25 protein-coding genes and 1 tRNA gene are annotated in these 26,173 nt (G+C 65.3%); 15 read left to right on the top strand and 11 right to left on the bottom strand.

Annotated elements, in window-relative coordinates:
* Positions 1-94: 94 nt before the first annotated feature.
* From BcanWU425_RS36095 to BcanWU425_RS36080, 4 genes are all read right to left on the bottom strand, one after another.
* Positions 95-496 (bottom strand): SRPBCC family protein, encoded by a 402-nt coding sequence (locus BcanWU425_RS36095; RefSeq protein ID WP_018456081.1) that lies wholly within the window; start codon positions 494-496, stop codon positions 95-97.
* A 195-nt stretch (positions 497-691) separates the two neighbouring features.
* Positions 692-1,051: a VOC family protein gene (locus BcanWU425_RS36090; RefSeq protein ID WP_026233083.1), complete on the bottom strand. Its 360-nt coding sequence runs from the start codon at positions 1,049-1,051 to the stop codon at positions 692-694.
* A gap of 56 nt (positions 1,052-1,107) precedes the next feature.
* Positions 1,108-1,947, bottom strand: coding sequence for a helix-turn-helix transcriptional regulator (locus BcanWU425_RS36085; protein WP_018456083.1), 840 nt, complete (start codon positions 1,945-1,947; stop codon positions 1,108-1,110).
* A 9-nt stretch (positions 1,948-1,956) separates the two neighbouring features.
* Complete coding sequence (locus BcanWU425_RS36080) at positions 1,957-2,535, bottom strand: methylated-DNA--[protein]-cysteine S-methyltransferase (protein WP_018456084.1); 579 nt, start codon at positions 2,533-2,535, stop codon at positions 1,957-1,959.
* Positions 2,536-2,707: 172 nt separating this feature from the next.
* Here BcanWU425_RS36080 and BcanWU425_RS36075 point away from each other — a divergent pair.
* Positions 2,708-2,781: transfer RNA gene (locus tag BcanWU425_RS36075), tRNA-Gly, on the top strand.
* Positions 2,782-2,785: 4 nt separating this feature from the next.
* On the opposite strand, the gene BcanWU425_RS36070 is transcribed toward BcanWU425_RS36075, so the two are convergent.
* On the bottom strand, positions 2,786-3,778 hold the full coding sequence (locus BcanWU425_RS36070) for an alpha/beta fold hydrolase (protein ID WP_018460107.1): 993 nt from the start codon (positions 3,776-3,778) through the stop codon (positions 2,786-2,788).
* A 188-nt stretch (positions 3,779-3,966) separates the two neighbouring features.
* On the opposite strand from BcanWU425_RS36070, the gene BcanWU425_RS36065 reads away from it, so the two are divergent.
* Both BcanWU425_RS36065 and BcanWU425_RS36060 read left to right on the top strand, forming a co-directional pair.
* Entirely contained in the window at positions 3,967-4,548 is a 582-nt protein-coding gene (locus tag BcanWU425_RS36065; RefSeq protein ID WP_018460106.1) for a helix-turn-helix domain-containing protein, read from the top strand.
* Positions 4,549-4,558: 10 nt separating this feature from the next.
* Positions 4,559-5,026, top strand: coding sequence for a GNAT family N-acetyltransferase (locus BcanWU425_RS36060; RefSeq protein ID WP_085384941.1), 468 nt, complete (start codon positions 4,559-4,561; stop codon positions 5,024-5,026).
* 1 nt (position 5,027) lies between these two features.
* Here BcanWU425_RS36060 and BcanWU425_RS36055 read toward each other — a convergent pair whose 3' ends face one another.
* Positions 5,028-5,555 (bottom strand): DUF1003 domain-containing protein, encoded by a 528-nt coding sequence (locus BcanWU425_RS36055; protein WP_018460104.1) that lies wholly within the window; start codon positions 5,553-5,555, stop codon positions 5,028-5,030.
* Between the two features lie 111 nt (positions 5,556-5,666).
* On the opposite strand from BcanWU425_RS36055, the gene BcanWU425_RS36050 reads away from it, so the two are divergent.
* From BcanWU425_RS36050 to BcanWU425_RS36015, 8 genes are all read left to right on the top strand, one after another.
* A complete protein-coding gene (locus BcanWU425_RS36050; RefSeq protein ID WP_204513161.1) occupies positions 5,667-6,725 on the top strand; it encodes a LacI family DNA-binding transcriptional regulator in 1,059 nt (352 codons plus the stop codon).
* Positions 6,726-6,807: 82 nt separating this feature from the next.
* Complete coding sequence (gene xylB, locus BcanWU425_RS36045) at positions 6,808-8,262, top strand: xylulokinase (RefSeq protein WP_018460102.1); 1,455 nt, start codon at positions 6,808-6,810, stop codon at positions 8,260-8,262.
* Positions 8,263-9,585, top strand: coding sequence for a xylose isomerase (xylA, locus tag BcanWU425_RS36040; RefSeq protein WP_026233946.1), 1,323 nt, complete (start codon positions 8,263-8,265; stop codon positions 9,583-9,585).
* A 12-nt stretch (positions 9,586-9,597) separates the two neighbouring features.
* A complete protein-coding gene (locus BcanWU425_RS36035; protein ID WP_204513162.1) occupies positions 9,598-10,356 on the top strand; it encodes an ATP-binding cassette domain-containing protein in 759 nt (252 codons plus the stop codon).
* Positions 10,356-11,438 (top strand): ABC transporter permease, encoded by a 1,083-nt coding sequence (locus BcanWU425_RS36030; protein ID WP_204513163.1) that lies wholly within the window; start codon positions 10,356-10,358, stop codon positions 11,436-11,438. The genes BcanWU425_RS36035 and BcanWU425_RS36030 overlap by 1 nt, the downstream gene beginning before the upstream one ends.
* 94 nt (positions 11,439-11,532) lie before the next feature.
* A complete protein-coding gene (locus BcanWU425_RS36025; protein ID WP_204513164.1) occupies positions 11,533-12,465 on the top strand; it encodes a sugar-binding protein in 933 nt (310 codons plus the stop codon).
* A gap of 103 nt (positions 12,466-12,568) precedes the next feature.
* A complete protein-coding gene (locus BcanWU425_RS36020; protein WP_204513165.1) occupies positions 12,569-13,546 on the top strand; it encodes an aldo/keto reductase in 978 nt (325 codons plus the stop codon).
* A 3-nt stretch (positions 13,547-13,549) separates the two neighbouring features.
* On the top strand, positions 13,550-14,398 hold the full coding sequence (locus BcanWU425_RS36015; RefSeq protein ID WP_204513166.1) for an amidohydrolase family protein: 849 nt from the start codon (positions 13,550-13,552) through the stop codon (positions 14,396-14,398).
* Between the two features lie 21 nt (positions 14,399-14,419).
* Here the strand turns inward: BcanWU425_RS36015 and BcanWU425_RS36010 are convergent, their stop codons facing one another.
* On the bottom strand, positions 14,420-15,223 hold the full coding sequence (locus BcanWU425_RS36010) for an ATP-grasp domain-containing protein (RefSeq protein WP_085349707.1): 804 nt from the start codon (positions 15,221-15,223) through the stop codon (positions 14,420-14,422).
* A 400-nt stretch (positions 15,224-15,623) separates the two neighbouring features.
* Between BcanWU425_RS36010 and BcanWU425_RS36005 the strand changes: the two genes are divergently transcribed.
* From BcanWU425_RS36005 to BcanWU425_RS35995, 3 genes are all read left to right on the top strand, one after another.
* Positions 15,624-16,397, top strand: a complete 774-nt coding sequence (locus BcanWU425_RS36005; protein ID WP_018460095.1) for a ferredoxin--NADP reductase — start codon at positions 15,624-15,626, stop codon at positions 16,395-16,397.
* Positions 16,398-16,615: 218 nt separating this feature from the next.
* Positions 16,616-18,325, top strand: coding sequence for an FMN-binding glutamate synthase family protein (locus BcanWU425_RS36000; RefSeq protein WP_231189527.1), 1,710 nt, complete (start codon positions 16,616-16,618; stop codon positions 18,323-18,325).
* A gap of 96 nt (positions 18,326-18,421) precedes the next feature.
* Positions 18,422-18,664 (top strand): PilZ domain-containing protein, encoded by a 243-nt coding sequence (locus BcanWU425_RS35995; protein ID WP_085357437.1) that lies wholly within the window; start codon positions 18,422-18,424, stop codon positions 18,662-18,664.
* A 212-nt stretch (positions 18,665-18,876) separates the two neighbouring features.
* On the opposite strand, the gene BcanWU425_RS35990 is transcribed toward BcanWU425_RS35995, so the two are convergent.
* Positions 18,877-20,172, bottom strand: a complete 1,296-nt coding sequence (locus BcanWU425_RS35990; protein WP_204513168.1) for a hemolysin family protein — start codon at positions 20,170-20,172, stop codon at positions 18,877-18,879.
* Between the two features lie 238 nt (positions 20,173-20,410).
* Between BcanWU425_RS35990 and BcanWU425_RS35985 the strand changes: the two genes are divergently transcribed.
* A complete protein-coding gene (locus BcanWU425_RS35985; protein WP_204513169.1) occupies positions 20,411-22,486 on the top strand; it encodes a methyl-accepting chemotaxis protein in 2,076 nt (691 codons plus the stop codon).
* Between the two features lie 19 nt (positions 22,487-22,505).
* On the opposite strand, the gene BcanWU425_RS35980 is transcribed toward BcanWU425_RS35985, so the two are convergent.
* The 3 genes from BcanWU425_RS35980 to BcanWU425_RS35970 all read right to left on the bottom strand — a co-directional run bounded on the left by BcanWU425_RS35980 (position 22,506) and on the right by BcanWU425_RS35970 (position 26,095).
* Positions 22,506-24,488 carry a carbohydrate porin gene (locus BcanWU425_RS35980; RefSeq protein ID WP_231189524.1) on the bottom strand — a complete coding sequence of 661 codons (1,983 nt, stop codon included), beginning with the start codon at positions 24,486-24,488 and terminating at the stop codon, positions 22,506-22,508.
* Positions 24,489-24,885: 397 nt separating this feature from the next.
* Complete coding sequence (locus BcanWU425_RS35975) at positions 24,886-25,149, bottom strand: hypothetical protein (RefSeq protein WP_204513171.1); 264 nt, start codon at positions 25,147-25,149, stop codon at positions 24,886-24,888.
* A 139-nt stretch (positions 25,150-25,288) separates the two neighbouring features.
* Positions 25,289-26,095, bottom strand: a complete 807-nt coding sequence (locus BcanWU425_RS35970) for a creatininase family protein (protein ID WP_204513172.1) — start codon at positions 26,093-26,095, stop codon at positions 25,289-25,291.
* Between the last annotated feature and the right edge of the window lie 78 nt (positions 26,096-26,173).

Raw genomic sequence — 26,173 nt, 5'->3', positions numbered from 1 at the left:
CTCCTCGCGTGCGTGGCGCCGCCGGGAGAGCGGAGCCAACCGGACGCACGGCGCCATCGTTATTGCGGACGAGGGCTGGGCTCTGTGAGAAAGATCACGCAGCTGCGGCCGGAAACGCGCGGTGTATGGCGGCGACGGCGTCCTTGGTCTGTCCCTGCACATAGGGCGCGAGCTCGTTCGGCAGCATGTCGATGATCCAGACCAGGCGGCATCTCGCCTCGCCCTCGGCGATCACCTGCACCGAGGCGCTGTAATGCTTCAGCCGCTCGTTGTTGATCGCGTAGACCAGCCGCTGCCGCGCATCGTCGCAATCGACCAGCACCTCGCGCGCCACCGATCCGTTGGCGAAGGTGACGATGCGCGTGTCGCCGTCGAGCGTGCAGGCCGTGACGAAGCCCGGCGCCAACCGCCGATGCAGCGCGCCGAAATCGCGCACGGCATCCCAGACGTCGCGCGCTGGGGCGTTGAGGGGAATGTCGTTGTGGATGGAGGCCATGATGCAATCCTGGTTGAGTTCCTTGATGTAGAGAAGCGAGCGATAGCGCCGTCATCCCAGCTGTCATCGCCCGACTCCATCGGGCGATCCAGTATTCCAGAGGCCGCTGTGATTGAATCGAGGAGCTGCGGCGTACTGGATACCCCGGTCAAGCCGGGGGATGACAGCGTGTGTGTGTGGTGAGGGCTGCCGCGTTCACACACAGACCGCCTCAACATTGTTGCCATCGGGATCGATCAAAAACGACGCGTAGTAAGTCGGGCTGTAATCCTTGCGCGGGCCGGCGCCGCCATTGTCGCGGCCACCGCTCTTCAAGCCCTCGCTGTGGAATGCCTTGACCGCGTCATGATCCCCCGCGCGAAACGCGATGTGCACGCCATCGGCTTTGCGCCCCTTGTTCAGGTGCAGCCACAGCGCCGGCTCGCCCTTCGGCCCGAAGCCGGCATAACCATCGCCACTCGAGCACACGACATAACCGAGCGGCGCCAGCACCGCGGTGTAGAAGCGCGTGGCGGCGTCGAGGTCGGCAACGCGCAATCCGATATGGTCGTACATGGTCGTCTCCATTGCCAAAGCGCGCCACAATCGGCGCGCGCCGGAGACGAACCTAGTCAGTTGAGGGCAAGCTGCTCTTGGAGAATCTTGCGCTCTCCCTTCGAAGCCTGGCGGAACTTGGTCGGCGATACACCAGCGGCGCGGTGGAAGGTGCGGACGAAGTTGGAGAGATCGCCGAAGCCGACGTCGTAGGCGATGTCGGTGACTGCGATGTCGTCGTCAGTCAGCAGCCGCGCCGCATGCCGCAGCCGCGAGCGCACCAGATATTGATGCGGAGTGACGCCGAGCACGGCGGAGAACAGCCGCAGGAAGTGGAAGGGGCTGAGGCCTGCCTGCCGTGCCGCCTGTTCGAGGTCGACCTCGGCATGCGAGTTGGCGTCGATCCAGAGCGCGGCTTCCACGGCGCGGCGGCGATCACGCGCCGTCGGTGTCGTCGGCTTGCGCGCCTTGCCCGACACGACATCGACGAAACGACCGGTGAGGATCTGCCCGACCTCGTCGAGACCGAGGTCGCTGTTGCCATCTGCCGCCGTCTGGGCGAGCTCGCCCAGCACCATCAGCTCGGGCAACGGTGGCGTCGCGCCGACCTGCCAGACGTCGCTCCGGCCGCCGAGCGCGTCGACCAGATCCTCGCTGAGGAAAAAGGACAGGCAGACGTCGCCGGCGACGTGCTCATGTGTGCAGGTGTATTCCTCGCCTGGCGCGCCGACCAGCATCGAGCCCGCCACCAGCTCGAAGAAGCCGGCGCGGCAATGACAGCCAAAGCTGCCGGCGCGGACATAGGCGATGGAATGGCCGGTGCGGCACTCCGCAAACGGGCTGTCGTCCGGTCCCGCGTCGCAGCGAAACTCGGAGACGGTCATCGAGGGGGTGGTCAGCAGCGTTGTTGCATCCATCCTCCCTATCTAGGTGGAGGGTCTCGGTGGGGCAACGGGCAGCAGGACGTCGAACAGCGTCTTGCTGGCGATCGGATGGGTGCCCTCCAGCGACAGCAGCCGCCGCTTGGAGATTACGCCGCCATAGGGCGAGAGCCGGTCGGTGTAATTGCCGGCCTCCAGCACCCGGTGGCAGGGCACGATCAGCATGTAGGGATTTTTCGCGATCGCCTGTGCCACCGAATGCGCGGCGCCGGAGGCGCCCAGCGCCTTGGCGATCTCGTGATAGGTGCGCGTCTCCCCGCGCGGGATGGCGCAGGCCGCCTCGTAGACCCGCCGGTTGAAGCCGGGCACCCCGCTCGCGTCCAGGCTGACCTCGGAAAAATCAGCATCGCTGCCCTGCAGCAAGCTCACGATGCCCTCGATCGCGAACTCGGCGTTCGCGGAAGGCCGCTGCTCGCGTGCCTCGGGATGGATCTGGAAAATCCGGCGGCGGGTGTCGATCTCCCGCGCCTCCGGCAACTGCACGGCGACGACCCCGGTGCTGCTCCAGATGATGCCGCAGCGCCCTATGGTCGTGTCGAATATCGCGTAGCCATGCCCCACCATACACACGCCCCCACGCAACGTACGCTCTCCCCAGACCGCGACCATAACACCGCCACAATCCGCCGCACCCAAAATCGTACCGGAAACTTAAGAAGGGGCGGGCGGGCTGCGCCAAAGCGCTTGGCGAGATGCGCCGTCTCGGCTAATCAGAGCGGGCGCAAGCTGCGCATCCGCGGGCGTAGTTCAATGGTAGAACGGCAGCTTCCCAAGCTGCATACGAGGGTTCGATTCCCTTCGCCCGCTCCATCCTTTAGTTCGGCAGGCTCCGCAGAAATTCCACGATCGCCGCGTTCACCTCCGCCGGCCGTTCCTGCTGCGTCCAGTGTCCGCACCCCGGTAGCATCTTGATCTCGCGTAATTGCGGCACCCATTGCTTCATGTTGGCAACGTGCTCGGCGGCGCCAGGGAAGGCCATGACCATGTCGTAGTCGCCGGCGATGAAGAGCGAGGGCACGACCACCTTGACGCCCTCGAAGGCGCCCATCAGCTCCCAGTTGCGATCGATGTTGCGATAGTAGTTGAGCGGTCCGCGAAACCCACTATGGGCAAATTCGGCGCCGTAATAGTCGAGGTCCGCGCTGCTCAGCCACGACGGCAGCGGCACCTGCACCTTCGGCAGCATGCCGTCCTTGCGAGAGACCATGCCGACACCGGCGGTCCGCCCTTGACGCTCGGCATTGGCGCGGATCACCGCCGCGCCTTCGCCGGAACCGCCATAGAGCATCGCGCCGAGCGTTGCGCGCGTATCCCTTTCGAATTCTGCTTCGGCGACACCCGGCTCCTGGAAATACAGTTGATAGAACTGCGCATCCGCCGTCTGTGGCATTACGCTCGTCGGCCGCACCGGACTGCGTGGTCGATAGGGCACGCTAAGAATGGCGGCGGCGCGGAAGCGGTCGGGCCGCAGGCGCGCCGTGTGCCAGGCGATCGTCGCGCCCCAGTCGTGCCCGACGATGACGGCGTCCTTCGCCTCGAAAGCGTCGAGCACGCCGACGAGGTCGCCGACCATGTGGAGGATCGTGTACTGGTCGATCGCTTCGGGCCGGTCGCTCTTGCCGTAGCCGCGCATGTCAGGGGCGACCGCGTGGAAACCGGCTGCCCCCAGCGCCTCGAGTTGGTGACGCCAGGAGTACCAACCTTCCGGAAAGCCGTGGCAGAGCAGCACCATCGGCCCCTTGCCCTGCTCGGCGACGTTGAGGCTGATGCCGTTGGCCTTGATCGTCCGCTGCGTCGGTTCGCCCATGTCGCCGCCTCCCGGTCATCGTCGTTGGGTCTATCCTAGTCGGCCCTATAGGCTCCGCAAAGTTTCTAATATATTGGCCCCTCGCTTCCGGCACGCACGCATCGCCCAGCTTAAGCTTCTCGCGGCCCTGATGGGTGCGGTCCTCGTGTCGGCAATGTTCGGATCAGAGACCAGGACCTGTAAAGAAAATGGACCAGCAGAAACTCGATCGCGCGATCGGTCGTCGCTTGAAGACGCTGCGGACGCAGGCCGGCATGACGCTGAATGAGCTCGCAGGCCGCTCCGGCGTCAGCCGGGCGATGATCGGGCGGGTGGAGCGGGCGCAGAGCAGCGCGACGGCTGCGCTGCTGGGAAAACTCTGCGCCGCGCTCGACGTGTCGCTCAGCGACGTCGTCGCGCTGGCCGAAAAGCCGCCGGAGCGGCTGGTGCGGCTCGCCGACCAGCCGCACTGGCGCGATCCCGACAGCGGCTATCGCCGCCGTCACGCGTCGCCCACGGACGCGGCGAGCGGCATCGAGATCATCGTCGTCGATTTGCCGGCCGGTGCGCGGGTGCCATACAGCCCTTGGGGCCGCAATGCCTTCACCCAGCAGCTCCTGATGCTGGAGGGCGCGATCGCCGTGCACATCGACGCCAAGGCGGTTCGCCTGCGCGAAGGCGACTGTCTCGACTTCGATGTGATGCGCGCGGTGATCTTCGAGAACGAGACCAGACAGGACGCGCGCTACGTCATCATCACGCGCCGCGGCGCGTCCTACGGCAAGATGTGAGACCGTGACGATGCAGATCCGCACCGGCGACACCTTTGATCCGCGCGTCATCGCGCTGCTCGATCATCACGTCACGGCGGCGCGGGCGCAGACCGCGCCGGGCAGCGCCCATGCGCTCGATCTCTCCGGACTGCGCGCGCCCGACATCGCGTTCTGGACCGGCTGGGACGGCGAGACGCTGGTCGCCGTCGGTGCGCTGAAGACGCTGTCAGCCGAGCACGGCGAGGTGAAGTCGATGCACACGCTCCAGACCACGCGGCGGCGCGGCTTTGGCGGTGAGATGCTCCGCCACATCGTCACAGAAGCCCGCGCGCGCGGCATGGCGCGGCTCAGCCTCGAGACCGGCTCGTGGGACTATTTCAAGCCGGCGCTCGCGCTCTACCGGGCGCATGGCTTTGTCCTCTGCGGCCCGTTCGAGGGCTATGTCGAGGATCCCAACAGCCTGTTCCTGACCCTCGACCTGTCGGCCAGCCGATAGCTCAGGAGCGCGTCTCCTCGATCCTGTCGAGCACGCGCTCGGGAGCGATGTCGCGGCTTGCCTCCTCCAGATCCCGTTTCGAGTCGGGCTGGACATCGAGCCGCTCGGCGATCTGCGTAAGGAGGCGGGCAACCTTGGTCAATTCGTGCTCGGCGAGAAGGCTGATCTGGAGATCGAGATCGGCGCGCTTGTCCGCTGCTGCACTCATGCGGTTCTGCGAGATCAGCACGAATGTCGACAGGAAGATCGCCTCGACCGAAGCAATCATCGCCAGCACTACGAAGCTCTCGTCCCAGGCCGGGATTCCCGGCAGCCAATGCAGATTGGCGATGATCCAGAAGCCGAACACAGCGACATGGAGATAGACGAACGCCATGCTGCCGGTGAACGCCGTGATCGCATCGGCAAGCTTTTCCTGACCCTTGGCAGCGCGCTGCTCCCGGCGGCGGCGCTCGACCAGAGCCTGGATGTTGCGCTCGAGCGTCGGGCTCAATCCCTCGCCCGGATCATGGGTGATATCGTTATGCACAGGGCGGCAACGGCGGACGGGAAAGGCTGTTCCTGGGCTGAGCTGCGGGAAAATGCTGCCGCCTCTCAAAATGAGTTGCGTACCTCAAAACACCTCTGCTAGCCTTCAGCCATGGCCGAGACGCTCACCACGACCGCGCTGACGCTGAAGGACATCGCCCGCCAGGCCGGCGTCAGCCTCGCGACGGTGGACCGCGTCCTGCACAATCGGCCGGGCGTGCGGCCGGATACGGTCCGGCGCGTCAAGGAGGCGATCGAGCGCAATTCGTTCCAGCCGCACGTGGCCGCCGCCGAGCTCGCCCGCGGCCGCGCCCGCCGTTTCGCCTTCGTGATGCCGTCGGGGCCGAACCCGTTCATGCAGCAGATCCAGGATTGTCTCGGCGAGATGTCGGGCTGGTTGTCGTCCCGCCGCCTTGGCGTCGAGACCGTCGCGACCGACGTGTTCGATCCGTCCATGCTCGCGGCATCCCTGGAAGGGCTCTCGGATGATTACGACGGTGTCGCTGTGGTGGCGCTGGATCATCCCAGGGTCCGCGCCGCGATCGACGATCTCGTCGATGCCGGCGCCAAGGTCGTGACGCTGGTCTCGGACGTGCCGTCGTCGCGCCGGCACCATTATGTCGGCATCGACAACATTGCTGCGGGGCGGACTGCCGGCGCGCTGGTCGGGCGGCTGGTCGGACAAAAGTCCGGCAAGGTCGCGATCGTCGCGGGCTCGCAGGGCCTGCGCGATCATGCCGAGCGCATTTTTGGCTTCAACCAGGTGATGGCGTCGGAATTCCCCGGCCTCACCGTGCTGCCGGTGCTCGAAGGGCGCGACGAGGACGCGCGTTCGGAGCAGGTGTTGACGCGGCTGTTGAGCCGGCATGCCGACATCGTGGGTCTTTATAATGTCGGCGCCGGTACGCAAGGCGTCGCCAACGCGTTGAATGAAAAGGCGTTGAGCGATGCCAGTCGCGACAAGCAGGCGGTGTTCGTCGGACACGACCTCACCGCGTTGACGCGTCGGCTGCTGCTGCAGGGCGTGATGCATGCCGCGATTTCGCAGAACCCCGGACATGAAGCGCGCGCCGCCGTACGTGTGCTGCTCGCGCTCGCCCGTGGCGAGCCGATCTTGCGCGAACAGGAGAAGATCAGGATCGACATCGTGATGCGGGACAATCTGCCTTAGCGGCAGGTGGAATTCAAAACGACCCGTTGCGGGTAAGGCGACTTTGAGTTCGCGCACCGCAACAGGCGAAAGGGAGGACGGCGTGTATCTCGGAATCGACATCGGCACATCGGGTGTGAAAGCGGTGCTCGTCAGCGAAGCCGGCGCTGTTGTCGCGACGGCGGCGCGCGAGCTTGCGCTGTCGCATCCGGCGCTGCTGTGGTCCGAGCAGGATCCCGATGCCTGGGTCGATGCGGCGGTCGGCGCGGTCGACGATCTTGCCGCCCGCCATCCCCGCGAGGTCGCGCGGGTGCGCGGCATCGGACTATCCGGCCAGATGCATGGCGCGACGCTGCTGGACGAGGACGGAGCGCCGCTGCGTCCCGCGATCCTCTGGAACGACGGTCGCTCGCATGCCGAATGCGTCGCGCTGGAGCGGCGCTGCCCGTCGTTGCATACGATCGCCGGCAATCTGGCCATGCCCGGCTTCACCGCGCCGAAGCTGCTCTGGGTCGCCAGGCACGAGCCGAAAATCTTCGCGCGCGTCGCAAAGGTGCTGCTGCCGAAGGCCTATGTCCGCTATCGCCTGACCGGCGAGATGGTCGAGGACATGTCGGACGCGGCCGGCACGCTATGGCTCGACGTCGGTCTGCGCCGCTGGTCGCCCCTGCTGCTGCATGCCACCGGGCTCGATCTCCATCACATGCCACGCCTGGTCGAGGGCAGCGACGTCAGCGCGACGCTCGCGCCGGACTACGCTCAACGCTGGGGCATGACTAGGGATGTCGTGGTCGCCGGCGGCGCCGGCGATAATGCCGCGAGCGCGATCGGGCTCGGCGCCATCGCGCCGGGCGATGCGTTTCTGTCGCTTGGCACATCCGGCGTGGTGTTCCGCGTCACCGATCGGTTTGCACCGGCGCCGGCCGCGGCGGTCCATGCGTTCTGTCACGCGCTGCCCGGCCGCTGGCATCAGATGGGCGTGATGCTGTCGGCGGCGGCTTCGCTGGCCTGGCTCGCGGGCGTGATGGAGACGCCGGCGCCAGCGCTGCTGGCGCCGCTCGGCGAGCGCGTCGATGGACCGAGTCCGGTCAAATTCCTGCCTTATCTCGACGGCGAGCGCACGCCGCACAACGATGCCGCCGCCAGCGGTGCCTTCGTCGGCCTGCGCGGTGCGACCGGGCGCTCCCAGATCGTTCAGGCCGTCCTCGAAGGCGTCGCCTTCGCTGCGCGCGACAATCTGGCGGCACTGAGCGCGGCGGGCGGGCCGCTTCCCGAGGTTGATCTCGTCGGCGGCGGCTCGCGCTCGCCGCTGTGGGCGCAGATCTGCGCCGATGTGCTCGGCATCCCCGTCCACCGCGTCGAGGAGGGCGAGGTCGGAGCGGCGCTCGGCGCCGCCAGGCTCGGACGGCTCGCCGCCACCGGCGAAGACGCGGCTGCGGTTTGCACCCGTCCGCGGCGGCTCGCGAGCTTTACGCCTCGCGCATCGGTCAGCGCGGCCTATGACGAGGCCTATCGCCGCTGGCGCGAACTTTATCCCGCGTTGAAGGAGTGTGCCTGAGTGACTGCGTCAGTGAAATTCTTCGATACAAGCGTACCTGTCGCCTTCGCCGGCGGAGATGCCGGCAACACGCCTGCCTTCCGCTGGTACGACAAGGACCGCCTCGTCCATGGCCGCAGGATGGAAGACCATCTGCGCTTTGCGGTCTGCTATTGGCACTCGTTGTGCTGGCCCGGCGGCGATCCCTTTGGCGGCGAGACGTTCCTGCGGCCCTGGCATCACGGCGCCGATGCGATGGCGCAGGCGCGCGCGAAGGCCGACGTCGCCTTCGAGCTGTTTCGCCTGCTCGACGTGCCCTTCTTCACCTTCCACGACGTCGATGCGGCGCCGGAAGGCAACTCGCTTGGCGAATCTGTTGCCAACCTCAATGCCATCGCCGATCTGTTCGAAGCGAAGATGGCCGCAAGCAAGGTGCGCCTGCTCTGGGGCACCGCCAATTTGTTCACGCATCGCCGCTACATGGCGGGCGCGGCCACCAATCCAGACCCGGAGATATTCACCTATGCCGCCGGCCAGGTCCGCGCCGCGCTGGAGGTGACGCACAGGCTCGGCGGCCAGAACTACGTGCTGTGGGGCGGGCGCGAGGGCTACGAGACGCTGCTCAACACCGATCTCAAGCGCGAGCTCGACCAGCTCGGCCGCTTCGTCTCGCTGGTGGTCGAGCACAAGCACAAGATCGGCTTCAAGGGACCGATCCTGATCGAGCCGAAGCCGAAGGAGCCGACCAAGCACCAATATGATTTCGACGTCGCCACCTGCTACGGCTTCCTCGCGCGTTACGACCTGCTGAAGGACGTCAAGCTCAACATCGAGCAGAACCACGCCATCCTCGCCGGCCACTCCTTCCATCACGAGGTCGCGCTGGCGGAGGCGCTGGGTGTGTTCGGCTCGCTCGACATCAACCGCGGCGACGATCTGCTCGGCTGGGACACTGACCAGTTCGCGATGAACGTGCCCGAGCTTGCCCTGGTGTTCCACGAGCTCCTGAGCCGCGGTGGCTTCAGCTCCGGCGGGCTCAATTTCGACGCCAAGATCCGCCGCCAGTCGATCGATCCCGACGATCTGATCCATGCCCATGTCGGCTCGATGGATGCCTGCGCGCGGGCGTTGCTCGCCGCTGCGGACATGCTCGACGCCGGCGTGCTCACTGGGCCGCTCGCGAAACGCTACGAGGGATGGGCCGGGCCTGAAGGCCGCGCCATTCTCGGCGGCCAGCGCTCGCTTGCCGAACTTGCCGACCGCGCGCACGGCCCGGGCTTTGACCCGCAGCCGCGCTCGGGCCGGCAGGAATATCTGGAATCCCTCGTCAACCGCTACGTCTGAGGAAGGCCGCTGATGACAAATGCACAAGCGACACCGGTCCTCGAGCTGGCCGGCATCGGCAAGGAGTTCGGCGCGATCCGCGCGCTGCATGATGTCGACATGCAGGTCCTTCCCGGCGAGGTCGTCGGCCTGATGGGCGACAACGGCGCGGGCAAGTCGACGCTGGTCAAGATCATCGCCGGCAATTTCCGCCCCAGCCACGGCGAAATCCGCTTCGCGGGCAGCGCGGTTCATTTCAACCGGCCCATCGATGCCCGCGGCGTCGGCATCGAGGTGGTCTATCAGGACCTTGCGCTCGCCGACAATCTCACCGCAGCGGCCAACGTCTTTCTCGGCCGCGAGCTGAAGCGCAGGATCGGGCCGTTCGCGTTGCTCGACCACAAGGCAATGGCGGCGCGTGCACTGGAGCTGTTCGGCGAGCTGCGCTCGGAAACGCGCCCCGACGATCTCGTCAAGCAGATGTCGGGCGGCCAGCGCCAGGCGGTTGCGATCGCGCGGACGCGGCTCTCCAACGCGAAGCTGGTGATGATGGACGAGCCGACGGCCGCGATCTCGGTCCGCCAGGTCGAGCAGGTGCTCGGCCTGATTCACCGGCTGAAGGAGCAGGGCGTTGCCGTGATGCTGATCTCGCATCGCATGCCCGACGTGTTCGCGGTGTGCGATCGCGTCATCGTCATGCGCCGCGGCGAAAAGCGGGCCGACAAGTCCATCCACCAGACCTCCCCCGAGGAAGTCACCGCCCTGATCACCGGCGCGAAGGAGGCGGCGTGATGGCCATGCCCATGGAATCCCCGATCACCTTCTCGAATGTCGGCAAGATCAGATGGTGGCAGCGCGGCATCTTCGCGTCCCAGACCGGCTATGTCCTGCTCGCGCTGGCAGTGCTGCTGGTGGTCATGCATTTCGCCAGCCCGTACTTCTTCACCGAAGGCAACATGCAGAACGTGGCGAAGAATTTCTCCTTCATCGCTATCGCCACCCTCGGCGTCACCTTCGTGATCATCACCGGCGGCATCGATCTGTCGGTCGGCTCGATGATGTGCTTCTCCGCCATGATCACCTCGATGGTGATGACCGAGCTGTCGGCGCCCGGCTCGCCCGCGGGCTCCCTGTTCGTGCACCTAGCGGCCGACGGCAAGACCGTGCTCGCCAATGTCCCTGGCCTGATCCTGGTGGTCTCGCTCCTCGCCGGCCTCGGCGTCGCGCTGCTCGCCGGCCTCGTCAACGGCTTCTGTATCGCGGTGCTCGGCCTGTCGCCGTTCGTCACCACCCTCGGCATGCTCTCGATCGTGCGCGGGCTCGGCTATGTCGTCTCCAACGGACGGGGCAGCTTTCCCGGTGGGCCGGATGCCGGTTATTTCTACGCGCTCACCTCCGGCGACGTGCTCGGCGTGCCCGTGCCATTCATTTATCTGATCGTCCTCGCGCTGGCGATGGCCGTGGTGCTGCACCACAGCTCGTTCGGCCGTCACGTGTTCGCGCTCGGCGGTAACGAGAAGGCGGCCGAACTCACCGGCATCCCGGTCGTGCGGGTGAAGATCGAGGTTTATGTGATCTGCGCGCTCGCCGCAGGCCTCCAGGGCATCATCATCTCGGGCTGGCTCGGATCGGCGCCGGCCAACATGGCGACGTCCTACGAGCTCAACGTGATCGCTGCGGCCGTCATCGGCGGTGCCAATCTCGCCGGCGGCATCGGTGGTCCACTCGGCGCCATCGTCGGCTGCGTGCTGCTCGAGGTGATCCGCAACGGCCTCGTGCTCGCCCAGGTCAGCTCCTACTGGCAGCAGACGCTGGTGGGCGTGATCATCATCCTGGCCGTATTGGTCGACCGCATCCGCTCGCGGATGATCTGAAACGACGTCGTTCCGGGACGGCAACGAAAATGCCGCCTGTCCACTTCCCGGACGATCTTGAGAGGACAGGCGCCAAAGAAGGGTGGAGGAGACGATGAGGAAATTTCTACTTGCCGGCATCGCGGTGGCGATGATGGCTACGCCGGCGTTTGCCGCAAACTACCGGTTCGTGATCGTGCCCAAGGCGATGAACAATCCGTTCTTCGACTTCGCGCGCGACGGCTGCCTGAAGCGTGCCAAGGAGCTCGGCAATATCGAGTGCATCTACAAGGGGCCGGTCGAGCACGAGCCGGCGACGCAGGCCCAGATCATCCAGGACTTCGTCACCCAGAAGGTCGACGGCCTCGCCATCTCGGTTGCCGACGTCGCGGCGATGACCAAGTCGATCGACGCGGCGACCGCGGCCGGCATCCCTGTCATCACCTTCGACGCCGATGCGCCCGGCGCCAAGCGCGTCGCTTATATCGGCACCAACAACAAGGAGTTCGGTGTCGCCCTCGGCAAGGAGCTCCTGAAGCTGCGGCCCGACGGCGGCAAATACGCCATGGTCTCGGGTGGTCCCGGCGCCAAGAACCTCGCCGAACGCGTCGACGGCGTCCGCGAGGCGTTGAAGGGCTCGAAATGGACCGAGGTCGCGGGCTCTCCCACGTTCTGCAACGACGATCCCGCGCTGGCGGTTCAGCAGATGACTGACATGCGCACCGCGACGCCCGACCTCGCCGCGATCGTTCCCATTGGCGGCTGGCCGATGTTCGCCCCCGAAGGCTTCAAGGCCTTCGCGTCCAGGTACAAGAAGGATATCGATTCCGGCAAGTTCACGCTTGTCGTGGCCGATACGCTGAAGATGCAGCTCGAGCTGTTGCGCGATGGCTACGCCAATGCGCTGGTCGGCCAGCGTCCGTTCGAGATGGGCGAGAAGGCGATGGACACGCTGCTCGCCATCAAGAAGGGCGAGAAGGTGCCGGAGATCGTTTATACCGGCCTCGATCTCGTGACCAAGGACAACGTTGCGCAGATGTTGAAGTAGGAGCGTCGCCAGCCCCGCGCTCCTGCCTGCCTCTCCCGCTTGCGCTTTTCGCAAGCGGGAGAGATGATTTTGGCTGTTGGGGAGGACTGTTGAGGCAATGGGAATGAAAAGGTCGCGGCTCGGCTCGCTCGATGTCACCTCATTCGGCCTCGGTTCTGCCCCGCTCGGCGGATTGTTCACCCCCGTCAGCGATGCCGATGCGGAAGCGACCATCGCCAGCGCCTGGTCGCTCGGAATCCGCTTCTTCGACACCGCGCCGCTCTACGGCTTTGGCCTCGCGGAGCGACGCCTTGGCGCATTCCTGCGGCAACAGTCCCGTGACTCCCACGCGATCTCGACCAAGGTCGGCCGTCTACTGCGTGCGCCCGATGGCGCTGCCGCCGAGGACGAGCATTACAAGGGTACGCCGCGCGAGCGGCCGGTGTTCGATTTCAGTTATGACGGCGTGATGCGGTCGGTGGAGGAAAGCCTGGCGCGGCTTGGGCTCGACCGCGTCGATGTCCTGCTCGTGCATGATCCCGACGATCATTACGACGACGCCGTCGCCGGCGCCTTTCGCGCGCTCCAGCGCCTGCGCGGGGACGGTACCGTCAAGGCGATCGGTGCCGGCATGAACCAGTCGGACATGCTGGTCCGGTTTGCAGAGGCCGTTCCGGTCGACTGCTTCCTGCTCGCCGGCCGCTACACGCTGCTCGACCAGGGCGCGCTGGATGCGCTGTTCCCGGTGTGCGCGGCGAAGAATATCGGCATCCTGCTCGGCGGCATCTACAACAGCGGCATCCTGGCCAATCCGCACACGGGCGCGAAGTTCAATTATCAGGATGCCGATGCGGCACTCGTCGCCCGCGCGCTCGCGCTCGACGAGCTCTGCCGCAAGCACGGCACCGAGCTGAAAGCCGCCGCGCTGCAGTTCTGCATGGCCCATCCGGCAGTCACGGTCGCCGTGACGGGCGGGCGCAATGCCGCGGAAATTGCCGACAACATCACGATGTTGGAGATGGCAGTGCCGGCGGCGTTCTGGCAGGAGCTGCGTGGGCGAAAATTCGTCGATGCCCGCGCGCCATTGCCGGGCGGAGCGTAAGGCATGATCGTCGACGCTCACCAGCATTTCTGGGATCCCGCGCGCGCCGACTATCCCTGGATGGACGCGCCCGAGCTCACGCCGATCCGGCGTGCCTTCGGTCCGGCCGATCTCGCGCCGCTCTTGAAAGCCAACGGCATCAACGCGAGCATCCTGGTGCAGTGCCGCTCCGCCCTGGCGGAGACCGAGGAATTCTTGCGGATCGCGGATGCGACGCCCTCGGTGATTGGCGTCGTCGGCTGGGCTGATCTGACCGACGCTGCACTTGGCGAGACGCTGGACCGGCTGCGCGCTTTGCCCGGCGGCGACAAGCTGGTCGGCATCCGCCACCAGGTCCATGACGAGGCCGATCCGGAGTGGTTGTTGCGCGAGGACGTCCAGCGCGGCCTCACGGCCGTGTTCGCGCACGATCTCGCCTACGATTTCCTGGTCCGCATCCGCGAGCTGCCGGCCGCGATCGCAACCGCGCAAGCGTTCCCGCAGGCGCGCTTCGTGCTCGACCACGCAGCCAAGCCGCCGATTGCCGATGGTGGAAGCGACGAATGGTCCAATGGCATCGCGGCACTCGCGGCGTGCGGCAATGTCTGGTGCAAGGTCTCGGGGCTGGCGACGGAAGCGGTTTGGGGCGACTGGAATGCGGAGCTGCTGTTCCCGTTCGTCGCGCACGCCGCGACATGCTTTGGCGAGGATCGCCTGATCTTCGGCTCGGACTGGCCGGTATGTCTGCTCGCGGGGAGCTATGGCGAGATCAAGGGCGCGCTGGAGGCCTGCCTGATGAAGCTCGGGCCTCAGGTGCGGGAGAAGGCGTTCGGCGTGAACGCGAAGGCTGCGTATCGGTTGCCGTTCGGTTGAAGCCGACAGCGCGCGTGTCGCTCAGTGTTCGTCCCCAAACACCCGATCCAGCGCGGCATCGTACGTCCTCTGCACCAGCTCCGGATGCAGCTTCGCCAGCGTCTCCATCATCACGCCGGAATTGATCTCGAGCACGCGCCAGACGCCGTCAACGTGCACGAGGTCGATCGAGGCGAAGGTGATGCCGATGGCCTTGGCGGCGTCGATGGCGAGCTTTGCGCAGGCTGCGCGAAGGTCGCCGTCCTGCATCAGCACGGGCTTTGCCCCTGCATCGAGATTGTGCCGCCAATCCGAGCCACGCTGCTTGCTGTAGACGACGAGTGGCACATCATCGAGCAGGACCACGCGAACTTCGTCCTCGATCACGGCATAGGGCGAGATCACGAGTCCGGCGCTCATCGAAAAGGCTTCGTCAGCGGCATGATCGAGCTCTGTTTCCGTCGTGACCCTGAAGACGGATCGTCCCGACGTCCCCTCGTTCGGCTTCACCACCACGCCTTGCGGATTGTCGCCAAGCAGCGCCAGCATTGCCTCTCGCCAGCCAACGCCGACAACCTTCTCGCCCAACTTGGGGTTGAGGAACAGGCGATGGGGAATGCAGGGCACGCCCTCGAGCGCGAGCACCTCGGCGGTGGCCGATTTGTCGTTGGCCAGGCGGTGCGCGATGGCGCTGTTGAGGCCGATGTCGTAGCCGAACGCGAAGTGGCGCTGCTCGCCCCGGCGCATCGCGAGCAGCCAGCCATCGGCGCGGACATCGAGCGCGATGCCATGGTTCGCGCAATAGCGCTTGATCGCCTGGACGATGATCCGCTCGCTGCTCGCCATGTGTCTCTGTCGCCAGTCGCAGTCGCCAGTTCCAGTCGCTCATGGCGCCAAAAGCCGGAAGAATCCGGGGAAACGGCGCCAACCCGAGGAAAATCAGAGCTATTCTTAATGAAATTCTCGCGAGCGGGGCGGAAATTAAGTGCTGTATTCGGGCCCCGGAGGGAAAAGAAATTGCCCTCCGCATACGCCGGACAGCATATCCATTAATGATGTCACCATTTCCGCCGCAAATGCCGGTTTGACCGGCATCAATTGCATCCGGAACGAGGTTGATTATTGGTCTCAATGGCGTAGATCACACTCGCGAAATCCTCCGCCATGGCAATGGTGTCCGCTCCGCTTTCAGGGGCCGGGCAACGCTTTTGCCCTAAAACCGCAATTATTCGGAATATCGAAAATCATGAGCGCGTTTTACCGAGAGAAGGTTCTTTCCGTCCAGCACTGGACCGACACCCTGTTCAGCTTTCGCGCAACCCGCGATTCCGGCTTCCGCTTCCAGAACGGCCAGTTCGCGATGATCGGCCTCGAGGTTGAGGGCCGCCCGCTGCTCCGCGCCTACAGCATGGCGAGCGCTAATCACGAGGAAGAGCTCGAGTTCTTCTCGATCAAGGTTCAGGACGGCCCGCTGACGTCGCGTCTCCAGAAGATCAAGGAAGGCGACACCATCCTGGTCGGCCGCAAGGCGACCGGCACGCTGATCACCGACAATCTCATTCCCGGCAAGCGGCTGCTGCTGCTCTCGACCGGCACCGGCCTCGCGCCCTTCGCCAGCCTGATCAAGGATCCCGAGGTTTACGACCAGTTCGACAGCATCGTGCTGGTGCACGGCTGCCGCCAGGTCTCCGAGCTCGCCTATGGCGAGAAGCTCGTCGCCGGTCTTCGCGAGGACGAACTGTTCGGGGAGTTGCTCGCGGACAAGCTCATCTACTACCCGACCGTAACCCGCGAGCCGTTCAAGAACCGCGGCCGCATCACCGACCTCATCAGCTCCGAGCAGATCTTCAACGACATCGGCCAGGGTCCGCTCGACATCGCGACCGACCGCATCATGATGTGCGGCAGCCCGGCGATGCTCGAAGAGCTGAAACTGATGTTCGAAGGCCGCGACTTCGTCGAGGGCTCAGGCAACAAGCCCGGCCATTTCGTGATCGAAAAGGCGTTCGTCGAGCGGTAGGCCCTCTCGGTCACGTCCTGGCAAAAGCCAGGACGTTTGCCTGGGTAAAGCGCCTTGACCGGTTAATGCCCGTCCCTTCCGAGCTCTGCTGCACCGCAAAAGCCCGCCCATCGGGCTGATTGATTTGTCCCCGCCGAATTCGCTAGCGTGAAACACGGGCCGCGTCATATCCGTATGACAGGCGCGGGCGTATCGTACCGCCTCATGCTGGCGAGAGGATGGGAATCGTGGCCGACGAGAACAAAACGCAGGAATCGCCCAACCCATCGGCCAAACGCCTGCCGCTGGCGGAAGAGGGGATCATGGAAACCCTGCTGCTGCCATTCTCTCCGCGCTTCATCGTCCTGACGATCTGCGCGGTGGTCACTGCGCTGCTGACCGGCATCGGATTTGCCGATGGCAAGATCTTCGACATTCTGCTGATCCCGATCCTGATCTTCGGCGCGCTGACGGCGCTTGGCGTCCGCGACCTCATGCAGAAGGGCCACGCCGTTCTGCGCAACTACCCGATCTCGGCCCATATCCGTTTTTTGCTCGAAGAGATACGCCCGGAGATGCGGCAGTATTTCTTCGAGAGCGAGAAGGACGGCATGCCGTTCTCGCGCGACATCCGTGCGGTGGTCTATCAGCGCGCCAAGATGCAGCTCGACAAGCGTCCGTTCGGTACCCAGGAGGACGTCTACCGCCAGGGTTATGAGTGGATGCATCACTCGGTCTCGCCGAAGACGCATGCCGAGGAGAAATTCCGCCTCACTATCGGCGGCCCGGATTGCGCCAAGCCGTATTCGGCTTCGGTATTCAACATTTCCGCCATGAGTTTTGGCGCGCTCAGCCCGAACGCCGTGCGCGCGCTGAATGCCGGCGCCAAGAAGGGCGGCTTCGCGCACGACACCGGCGAGGGCGGCTTCAGCCCCTATCACGCGGAGATGGGCGGCGACATCATCTGGGAGATCGGTTCGGGCTATTTCGGCTGTCGTCATCTCGACGGCGCCTTCGATCCCGAAGCCTTCGCGCGCGTCGCGACCCAGGACCAGATCAAGATGGTCGAGCTCAAGATCAGCCAGGGCGCCAAGCCCGGTCATGGCGGCGTGCTGCCGGCGGCGAAAGTCTCGGAGGAGATTTCCAAGATCCGCGGGGTCGCCATGGGCGAGGATTGCATCTCGCCGGCCTCGCATCGCGCCTTCTCGACGCCTGTCGGCATGATGAAGTTCATCGGCGAGATGCGAAAGCTCTCCGGCGGCAAGCCGACGGGCTTCAAGCTGTGCATCGGTCATCCGTGGGAATTCCTGGCGATCTGCAAGGCGATGATCGAGACCGGCATCTATCCCGACTTCATCGTTGTCGACGGCAACGAGGGTGGCACCGGCGCCGCGCCGCTGGAGTTCATGGACCATCTGGGCATGCCGATGCGCGAGGGCGTCAGTTTCGTCCACAACGCGCTGATCGGCATCAACGCGCGCGACCGCATCAAGATCGGCGCCTCCGGCAAGATAGCCACCGCGTTCGACATGGCGCGCGCCATGGCGATCGGCGCGGACTACTGCAATTCGGCGCGCGGCTTCATGTTCTCGCTCGGCTGCATCCAGTCGCTGAGCTGCCACACCGACCGCTGCCCGACCGGCGTCGCGACGCAGGACCCGACGCGGGCGCGCGCACTCTATGTGCCGCTCAAGATCGACCGCGTGCACAATTATCACCTGGCGACGCTGCACTCGCTGACCGAGCTGATCGCCGCGGCCGGTCTCGAACATCCGCAGCAGCTGCGCCCGATCCACTTCTCCCAGCGCACCTCGACGACGGACGTGAAATCCTTCGCGCAGCTTTATCCGTCGCTGCGTCCGGGCGAACTGCTCGAAGGCACCGAAGACCCACGCTTCCGCGACGCCTGGCGGATGGCACGGACGGAGACGTTCCAGCCGGCGCTGTAGGACGCCGGTCCACTTGCAGGGCCGCGGCCGCGCGCGCAAAAGCATCGCGGGGGGTGCGTTTAACGTTTGATTCAACTTTGGGTGTAGATTGTTCCCATGGACGAGCGGCGCGACAAGGCAAGGCATCGCGTGCTGAAGGCCGGAACGATCGAGTTCGGCGGCGGCGGCGCGATCGACTGCACTATCCGCAACCTGTCAGATACCGGCGCCGCGCTCGACGTCAGCAGTCCCGTCGGCATCCCCGACCATTTCAGCCTGCTTGTGCAGGCCGACGGAAAACATCTCGCCTGCACCGTGATCTGGCGCAAGGAAAAGCGGATCGGGGTGAGGTTCGGGTGAGGGTCTAGAGTTTGGCGCAAGCTCTAACCACAAACTCCGCCGTCGTCCGGACAAGCGCCAGCGCAGATCCGGGACCATACCGCGTGATCTGTCGATCATGCGCAGACAGCAGCACCGCGCAAGTACCAGTCTTCGCCAAGCTCAATCCTGTGGCTATGGGTCCCGGATCTGCGCTCCGCTTCGCTGCGCTTGTCCGGGACGACGAGAGTGGATCACCCCGTCTCTACTTCGCTCCGCCGGCTCGCGAGAATCTTGTCGATCCTCCGCCCGTCGAGATCGACCACCTCGATGTGCCAGTCGCCGAAGTCGAAGGCGTCGCCGACATCAGGCAGCACGTTGAACTGTTGCAGCACGAGGCCGGCGACGGTGTTGTAGCGGTGCGGCGGCAGTTCGATGCCGAGCAGCTCGCCGAATTCGTCGACCGGCATCCAGCCTGAGACCAGCAGCGAATCGTCCGCGCGCTTGACGTAGGCTGGTTCCGGCGGGCCTTCCTCGGAATGGAAGGCACCCACAATGGATTCCAGAATGTCAGCCGTCGTCACGATGCCTTCGAAGGCGCCGTATTCGTCGTAGACGAGGCCGACATGCACCGGTGCAGCCTTCAGGATCGCCAGCACGTCGCGGGCATCGGCCGAGGCGGGAATGCCGGGCGCCTCGCGGACCAGCACGCGCAAATCCGGCGTGCGCTCGTTCATGAAGGCCACCAGCAGGTCCTTGGCCTGAAGCACGCCAATCGGCTTGTCGCGGTCGCCGTCGGACACCGGAAAGCGTGAATGCGGACTCTTGGCGATGGTCGCTTGAATGCTTTCCGGCGTATCGTTCAGGTCGATCTCGTTGACCTCCGTGCGCGGCGTCATAATCGCGCCGACCGGCCGGTCGCCGAGCCGCATCACGCCCGCGATCATCTCCTTTTCACCTGACTCGAGCACGCCTGCGTTTTCGGCTTCGCTGACGAGATGATGGATCTCATCTTCTGACACTTTTTCTTCAGACTTGCCGCCATGGCCGAGCAGCGTGAGGATCAGCTTGCCGGAGAGATCGAGCAGGAAGACCAGCGGCAGCGAGACCGTCGCAAGCACGTGCATCGCGGGTGCAACCCTGACCGCGATGCTCTCGGGGTCGCGCAGCGCCACCTGCTTCGGCACCAGCTCGCCGACGATCAGGGTGGCGTAGGTGATGAGCGTGACGACCAGGCCCACTCCGACGATGTCGGCAATTCCTGCGGACAGGCCGAGCTCGAGCAGCCATTGCGTCAGCCGCTGTCCGAGCGTCGCGCCCGAGAACGCGCCGGAGAGCACGCCGACCAGCGTGATCCCGATCTGCACCGTCGAGAGGAATTTGCCGGGATCGGCCGCGAGCGTCAGCGCCCGCTCGGCGCCGCGGACGCCCTTGGCGGCGAGCATCGACAGCCGGGCCGGGCGCGACGAGACCACGGCCAGCTCGGACATGGACAGCAAGCCGTTGATGACGATCAGGACGACGACGATGGCGAGTTCGGCGGAGAGCATTGATGTTCCGAGGTAAGGGAGTGTGGCGCGGATGGCCGCACAGGTCTTGATATAGGTATTCGAGGAAGAAATGCCGATGATTCTGTCCCATCGGGCATCGCGAAGGAACTTCGGCGACCCCGTCCCCGAAGGCACTCCCCAATACCCCGCGGAACTACGGGCATGCCGTTGCTTAACGGGCTCTTAGCGGCCACCAGCTAGGTTCTCGGCATTTGCAGGAATGTATTCGGGGATCAGAATGCGGATCGGGAAGCTCTTTGCGCTGTCGATGCTGACGGTGACGGTGTTTGCAGTCATCCTTGGCGCCGAGGTGCTGATACCCCAGGCGCGCATCTTCACGAACCGCTCCGATGCGATCAAGACGGTCGAGGCCTTCGGTGCGACCCTGATGGTCAGTCAGCACGTTGCCGGCCTTCGTGCTCCCTACATTTCCCCGATCTTCCAGGAGAATTCTGCGACGCAGGTCCAGATCGAAGCCGCCGCAAAGGCGGCGAAAGCGGTCGATGGCGCGTTCGAGGGGGCAAGGCGCGCCATCATGGTGCTGGATGATTCCGGAGCGATGATCGAAAACCTGGACCGTACTGCGCGGCGGCTCAAGGATATCATCGCGGCGGCAGATCGCGCGATGAGCGTGCCCCTGGCGACGCGCGACGGCGCTGTAATCAAGGGCTTCCTTCCAGGCGTTGCCGAGGTCATCGGCAATATCGAGCCGATCATGAACCGGCTTGAAGCCAAGGTCATCAATGCCGATTCCTCGCTTGCGGCGCTGTTGAGCCTGGCGCGAACGGCGCAGGATCTGCGCGTCTCGGCCGGCAGCCGCGCCGCCACGCTGTCGCCGGCGCTGAGCGCTCGCCGACCGCTCACGGCGGCCGAATTGTCGCTGATGGATCGGATGCAGGGACGTGTCGAGGCCGACCGCGAGCGCATCGAGGCCGGCATCGACCAGCTCGGAAGCCCGCCCCGGATCGCCACCGCGCTGAAGGCGGCGACGGATTCCTATTTCGGGAAAGCAGCCGCTGCCGTGGACAAGGAGATGCTCGCGGCGCGTGGCGACGGCAAGTACGGCATCAATGCCGAAGAGCTGGCCAACATCATCGTCCCCGCCATCCAGATGTTCTACGGCGTCCGCGATGCCGCGCTGGCGGAAGCTGCCGAGCGCGCCTCGGCCGCGCGCGACGGCGCGCTGGCGATGCTCGCGCTCGCGGGCGTGGCGGTGCTGGCGCTGCTGGGGACACTCGGTGGCGTGACGATGATGTTGCGCAGGCGCGTGGTGACGCCGCTCAGCCGGCTCGCGGACGTGATCGCAACTCTTGCCGCCGGGCAGCACGAGGTCGAGATTCCCGTGACCGGCCGCAATGACGAGATCAGCCAGGTGGCGGGCTCGCTCCAGCACTTCAAAGATTCGCTCTCCGCCAAGAAGGCCGCCGATGAGGCCGCCGCGGTGGAAGCCGAGGCGAAGCTCCGGCGCAGCCAGCGCATGGACCAGATCGCACGCGATTTCGAAGCGTTGATCGGCGACGTCATCAACACCGTGTCGTCGGCATCGTCGGAGCTGGAAGTGTCGGCGGGAACGCTGACGAGCACCGCCGATCAATCGGAAAAGGTCACCGCGACCGTTGCGGCCGCCTCCGAGCAGGCCTCCAGCAACGTGCAGACCGTCGCCGCGGCCGCGGAGGAAATGGCGTCCTCGGTCGACGAGATCAGCCGGCAGGTCCAGGACTCCGCGCGGGTGGCCGGCGAAGCGGTGCAGCAGGCTGCGCGTACCAACGACTATGTCGGCGAACTCGCCAAGGCGGCCGGCCGGATCGGCGACGTGGTCGAGCTCATCAGCCAGATCGCGGGCCAGACCAATCTTCTGGCGCTCAATGCAACGATCGAGGCGGCGCGCGCCGGCGAGGCCGGGCGCGGCTTCGCCGTGGTCGCCTCCGAGGTCAAGGCGCTCGCCGAGCAGACCGCCAAGGCCACCGGCGAGATCAGCCAGCAGATCACGGGAATCCAGAGCGCGACGCAGGATTCCGTCGGCGCCATCAAGTCGATCGGCGACACCATCACCCGCATGTCCGAGATCGCATCGGCGATCGCCTCCGCGGTCGAGCAGCAAGGCGCGGCGACGCGGGAGATTTCCCGCAACGTGCAGCAGGCGGCACGCGGCACCCAACAGGTCTCCGCCAGCATCGTCGACGTGCAGCGCGGCGCGAGCCAGACCGGATCGGCCTCCTCCACCGTGCTCGCGTCAGCGAAGTCGCTGTCCGGCGAGAGCGGCCGCCTCAAGGTCGAGGTCGGGAAGTTCCTGGACGCGATCCGGGCTGCGTAAGTCACGTAGCCGGAAGCGCTCAGAACTCGCCGTGTAGCCGCCCGGAAAATACCGACACCGGGCCGCGATCGGCGTTGTAGGCGGGGTTGACGATCAGCTGGTAGTCGGCAGTGAGGGTGAGACTCTTGTTCAGCGCATAGGCGTAATAGGTTTCGAGGATGCGCTCGCGGCGGTAGTTGAGCGCGCCGTCGCCGATGAGAACACCGAGGCCGCCGGCGGCCAGGAAGTCGCGATAGTCCTGCGAGATGGCATTGATGGCGCCGCCGACGCCGATCACGTCATCGGGCCGGCCCCATTTCGTGCCCTTGATCGAAAGTCCGCCAGACAGGCTGCGGTGAATGTCGGTGAAGGCCAGCGTCTCGGTCTTGCCGTCGTTCCAGCTCCAACGGCCGAACAGACCGACATCCTCGGTGATCGCCTGCTCGAGGTTGAGCACGTAGCCATACTTCAGACGGCCGCGCCGGGTCTGCGCGATGTCGAGGTTGAGCGCGGGATTGTCCAGCGTCTCGCGGAAGCTGCCCATGTTGGCGCTGTCGAGCCAGCCTATGGTCCTGAGCTTGCCGGGTTGGCCAAGCAGGGAGAAGCGCGTTTCGAGCTCGAGCACGTACTGGCCGCGCTCGCCGACCCTGGTGTCGAAATGATTCGAATTGGACTCGGCGACCATCAGGAAGTAGCCGCCGCGCAACGCCCACTGCTTCTGATTCAGCTCGGCGGTGACGCCGTAGGTGAGGCCGACCTTGTCGGCGGAATAGTCGAAGGCGCCTGGCGCCCACAGCGACCAGTTCATGAAGTCCTTGCGGGTGTCCTTGGCGTAGGCGTTGCCGTCGAACACGTCGATCACCGGGAATTTGCCGGCCTGCACCGTGAGCCTGGATACGTCGACCTTCTGTCCGAGCTGCAACTGGCCGCTCGCGAGCTCTTCCTGCTCGCCGCCAAAGCCGAATGTCTGGCGCACGAACAGGCGCGATGTGTTGTAGTGCGGATAGGGGAAGTTCGACTTCTGCGCCTCGCCGTTGGGGAAACCGGCCGCGCCGACCGTGTCGTTCAATCCAAATCCCTGCAGCAGTTCGGGATTGTAGTAGACCTCGCCGCCGTCCCACAGCTTTGCGTTCAGGAACAGGCTGTTGCTCCAGGTCGCCTTGGCCTGCCTTGATGGCGAGAGCGAATTCGGCCCGGTGTAGAGGGCGGGGAACGACGGGTAGCCTTGCGGCAGATAAGTGCTCTGGCCGTGGATCTCCCAGCGATCCGATTCGGTGTCGATTAGCGAGCCGATCCCCGAGCTCTTGGGATTGTAGCCCGGCATGCCCGGCCAATCGACCTTGCGGTTGAGGCCGAGCCGGATCGTTTGGAAGTCGAGCGACGACGAATTGTATTGGGCACCTGTGGAGAAGGCGACATTGGCGCCGTCGAAGCGGCTATAGAGATATTCGAGCCGTGCGCTCCAATGCGGCGCAAAGCCGTATTCGATGCCGGCACCCGCGATCCAGCCGGGCCGCGTGTTCAGGATTTTCGGGACTGCTTCGCCTGCGGCCGGCGTGTCGAAATAGCGCTCGCCCATCCATGCAAAGCCGCCGGTGGCGTAGACCAGCCAGGGACCGCTGGTGTAGCCGACGCGGCCGCGCAGGCTCGCAGTGTAGTCCCATTGCTGCGTGACGGTGTTGGCTGGTGTCGCCAGGAAGGACACGATCGAGTTGGACGTGATGTAGTTCGGAAACGAGAAATCGCCTTCGACGCCGACCAGCCAGCCGGAATTGAGCCGGTAATTGTAGCCGGCCTGCACGCCGCCGATCATGCCGCTGAAGACGCCGCTGTCGCTAATGCCTGTGCCGTCGTTCAGCGCGAAGCGCGACGAGCCGAGGCTGTAGCCGGCATGCGCACCGATGTAGAGGCCGGTCCAGTCATAGACGGCCTTCAGCGCCGGTTCCTTCAGCGGCAGATCAGCCGCGCGGCTCGCGGCCGGAAAAGCCAATACACCCGAGGCAATCGCCGCGGCCGTTCGCAAATACCTGTAACGGTGACCCCTCAACGTCAAAACGCACGCCCCCAAACGCGAATGTGTCCACTCGCCGCAACCGACATCCCTGCAGATTCGCGGCGGCCCTGTCATCAGCTCTCGGTCGCCCGCCGTCGACCGAGATGATCTCGATTCGACGCGATTTCTTCCCAAGTCCCTCTGCCCATTACGGACCTTATTGCGATTAATTCGCAATAGCAACTAGTGCGGATTGTCGCAGGAGATGGTTCGCACCGCGATGTGACGGGACTGCAACAAATTCCAAGGTCCAAAACGGTTGACCCCGCCCGGGGGACATCCGGGCGGGGTCGGGGGACGACACGGGGTGGATGAGGCGCCCGTGTCGGACGCGGGATCCACGTGAGATCGGCCTCAGGGACTCAAATCAGAAGCAGGTACGCACGCGGCCAACGTACTGACCAAAGGCGTTGTACTGGGCGGCCCAGCCGCAGCGGTGATAGCCGTTGTAATAGGGGTCGTCGCTGGCGGCGATCGCGGAGCCGACGACGGCGGCGGTGGCGATGCCCAGGCCGACGCCGACGCCCCAGCCGAGCGGCTTGGCTTGCGCCTGCGAGGTGGTGGCCACGACGCTGCCGGTCAGGGTGAGCGCGGTGAGGGCAACTGCGAAAATCTTGGTCTTGATCGACATGTGAAACTCCATCCGGGTTGAGGCGGTCCGTTGTGGCCCGCGTACCGAGTTGGACGGAGGCTCCGCGCGTCCGGTTCGAACTCGGCAAAGGCGGAGCTCGAGTCTGGCTCTTTCCTGAATGATTCCAGAAGGATGAGCGCTAGCCGAGCGGGCCTTTTGCGAGCCTGTTCACGTCGAAGTTATCAACCTCGGCAAGCAGCTCGCAAAAGGCGCGGGCGCCCTGGTCGATCAGCTGCTCGCCCTTCGCGGCCACGGCTAGCGTCGCGTTGCCGGCGGCGCCGCTCGCGTGGAGATCCTGCGCCTGCCAGGCGAACGGCGCGGGTCGCTGCGTCGACAGCCAGCGATATTGCTGCTCCATCGCGATGCTGCTCGCGGGAAAATTCGCGATCGCATCCATGCGCACCCGATCGGGATAGCGCGCCAGCATGATCGAGGTTTCAATGGCGCCACCGTGGATGCCGTGGCGCACTTCGTCGGCCGGGAACAGCTTGTCCGCGCCCGACAGCCGCGACCACGACGTCGTCACCACGAACAGTTTCCGATGCGCGCGAAGATCCTGCGCGACCAGCATCATGGCCGCGCTGTTGCCGCCATGGCTGGTGACGATGACGAGCTTCTTCACTCCGCGGCGCGCGACGTCCTCGCCAATCGCGGTCCATTTTTTCAACGCGATGTCAGTCGGCAGCGTCTGCGTGCCCGGATAGTCAATATGCTCGGTGGAAATCCCGATCGATTCAACGGGCAGGAAAGTGGCCGGAGCGCGCTCGGGCAGGAGCTCGCGCACGCGCGCGAGATAGGCGTCCGCGATCAGCACGTCGGTCTCGAGCGGCAGATGCGGGCCGTGCTGCTCGGTCGCGGCCAGCGGCAGCACCGCGATCCAGCGCGAAACCTCCGCGAGGCTGGCATCGGCCCAGCGAATCTCGGTCCAATCGCGGGAAGGCGTCATCAAGGTTTCTTTGCCCGAATTTGTCGCGTAATTTAGGGTATCAGGGGACGCGGGCCAGGCCGGCTCGCGTCCCCGAAT

Origin of the sequence: Bradyrhizobium sp. WU425, from assembly GCF_021052305.1 — a bacterium.
In the GTDB taxonomy this organism is placed as follows: domain Bacteria; phylum Pseudomonadota; class Alphaproteobacteria; order Rhizobiales; family Xanthobacteraceae; genus Bradyrhizobium; species Bradyrhizobium canariense_D.
The sequence above is the reverse complement of the archived record's forward strand: the minus strand, read 5'-3'. Positions and strand labels throughout refer to the sequence as shown.

What these genes read in the sequence shown, in the direction of transcription:
- BcanWU425_RS35995 (WP_085357437.1), top strand. Translation starts at nt 18,422, where the DNA reads ATGGACGAGCGGCGCGACAAGGCAAGGCATCGCGTGCTGAAGGCCGGA.
- BcanWU425_RS36080 (WP_018456084.1), bottom strand. Translation starts at nt 2,535, where the DNA reads ATGGTGGGGCATGGCTACGCGATATTCGACACGACCATAGGGCGCTGC.
- BcanWU425_RS36050 (WP_204513161.1), top strand. Translation starts at nt 5,667, where the DNA reads ATGGCCGAGACGCTCACCACGACCGCGCTGACGCTGAAGGACATCGCC.
- BcanWU425_RS36065 (WP_018460106.1), top strand. Translation starts at nt 3,967, where the DNA reads ATGGACCAGCAGAAACTCGATCGCGCGATCGGTCGTCGCTTGAAGACG.
- BcanWU425_RS35970 (WP_204513172.1), bottom strand. Translation starts at nt 26,095, where the DNA reads ATGACGCCTTCCCGCGATTGGACCGAGATTCGCTGGGCCGATGCCAGC.
- BcanWU425_RS36010 (WP_085349707.1), bottom strand. Translation starts at nt 15,223, where the DNA reads ATGGCGAGCAGCGAGCGGATCATCGTCCAGGCGATCAAGCGCTATTGC.
- BcanWU425_RS36025 (WP_204513164.1), top strand. Translation starts at nt 11,533, where the DNA reads ATGAGGAAATTTCTACTTGCCGGCATCGCGGTGGCGATGATGGCTACG.
- BcanWU425_RS36015 (WP_204513166.1), top strand. Translation starts at nt 13,550, where the DNA reads ATGATCGTCGACGCTCACCAGCATTTCTGGGATCCCGCGCGCGCCGAC.
- BcanWU425_RS36030 (WP_204513163.1), top strand. Translation starts at nt 10,356, where the DNA reads ATGGCCATGCCCATGGAATCCCCGATCACCTTCTCGAATGTCGGCAAG.
- BcanWU425_RS35985 (WP_204513169.1), top strand. Translation starts at nt 20,411, where the DNA reads ATGCGGATCGGGAAGCTCTTTGCGCTGTCGATGCTGACGGTGACGGTG.
- BcanWU425_RS36005 (WP_018460095.1), top strand. Translation starts at nt 15,624, where the DNA reads ATGAGCGCGTTTTACCGAGAGAAGGTTCTTTCCGTCCAGCACTGGACC.
- BcanWU425_RS35975 (WP_204513171.1), bottom strand. Translation starts at nt 25,149, where the DNA reads ATGTCGATCAAGACCAAGATTTTCGCAGTTGCCCTCACCGCGCTCACC.
- BcanWU425_RS36090 (WP_026233083.1), bottom strand. Translation starts at nt 1,051, where the DNA reads ATGTACGACCATATCGGATTGCGCGTTGCCGACCTCGACGCCGCCACG.
- BcanWU425_RS36060 (WP_085384941.1), top strand. Translation starts at nt 4,559, where the DNA reads ATGCAGATCCGCACCGGCGACACCTTTGATCCGCGCGTCATCGCGCTG.
- BcanWU425_RS36085 (WP_018456083.1), bottom strand. Translation starts at nt 1,947, where the DNA reads ATGGATGCAACAACGCTGCTGACCACCCCCTCGATGACCGTCTCCGAG.
- BcanWU425_RS36020 (WP_204513165.1), top strand. Translation starts at nt 12,569, where the DNA reads ATGAAAAGGTCGCGGCTCGGCTCGCTCGATGTCACCTCATTCGGCCTC.
- BcanWU425_RS36095 (WP_018456081.1), bottom strand. Translation starts at nt 496, where the DNA reads ATGGCCTCCATCCACAACGACATTCCCCTCAACGCCCCAGCGCGCGAC.
- BcanWU425_RS36035 (WP_204513162.1), top strand. Translation starts at nt 9,598, where the DNA reads ATGACAAATGCACAAGCGACACCGGTCCTCGAGCTGGCCGGCATCGGC.
- BcanWU425_RS36070 (WP_018460107.1), bottom strand. Translation starts at nt 3,778, where the DNA reads ATGGGCGAACCGACGCAGCGGACGATCAAGGCCAACGGCATCAGCCTC.
- BcanWU425_RS36000 (WP_231189527.1), top strand. Translation starts at nt 16,616, where the DNA reads ATGGGAATCGTGGCCGACGAGAACAAAACGCAGGAATCGCCCAACCCA.
- BcanWU425_RS35990 (WP_204513168.1), bottom strand. Translation starts at nt 20,172, where the DNA reads ATGCTCTCCGCCGAACTCGCCATCGTCGTCGTCCTGATCGTCATCAAC.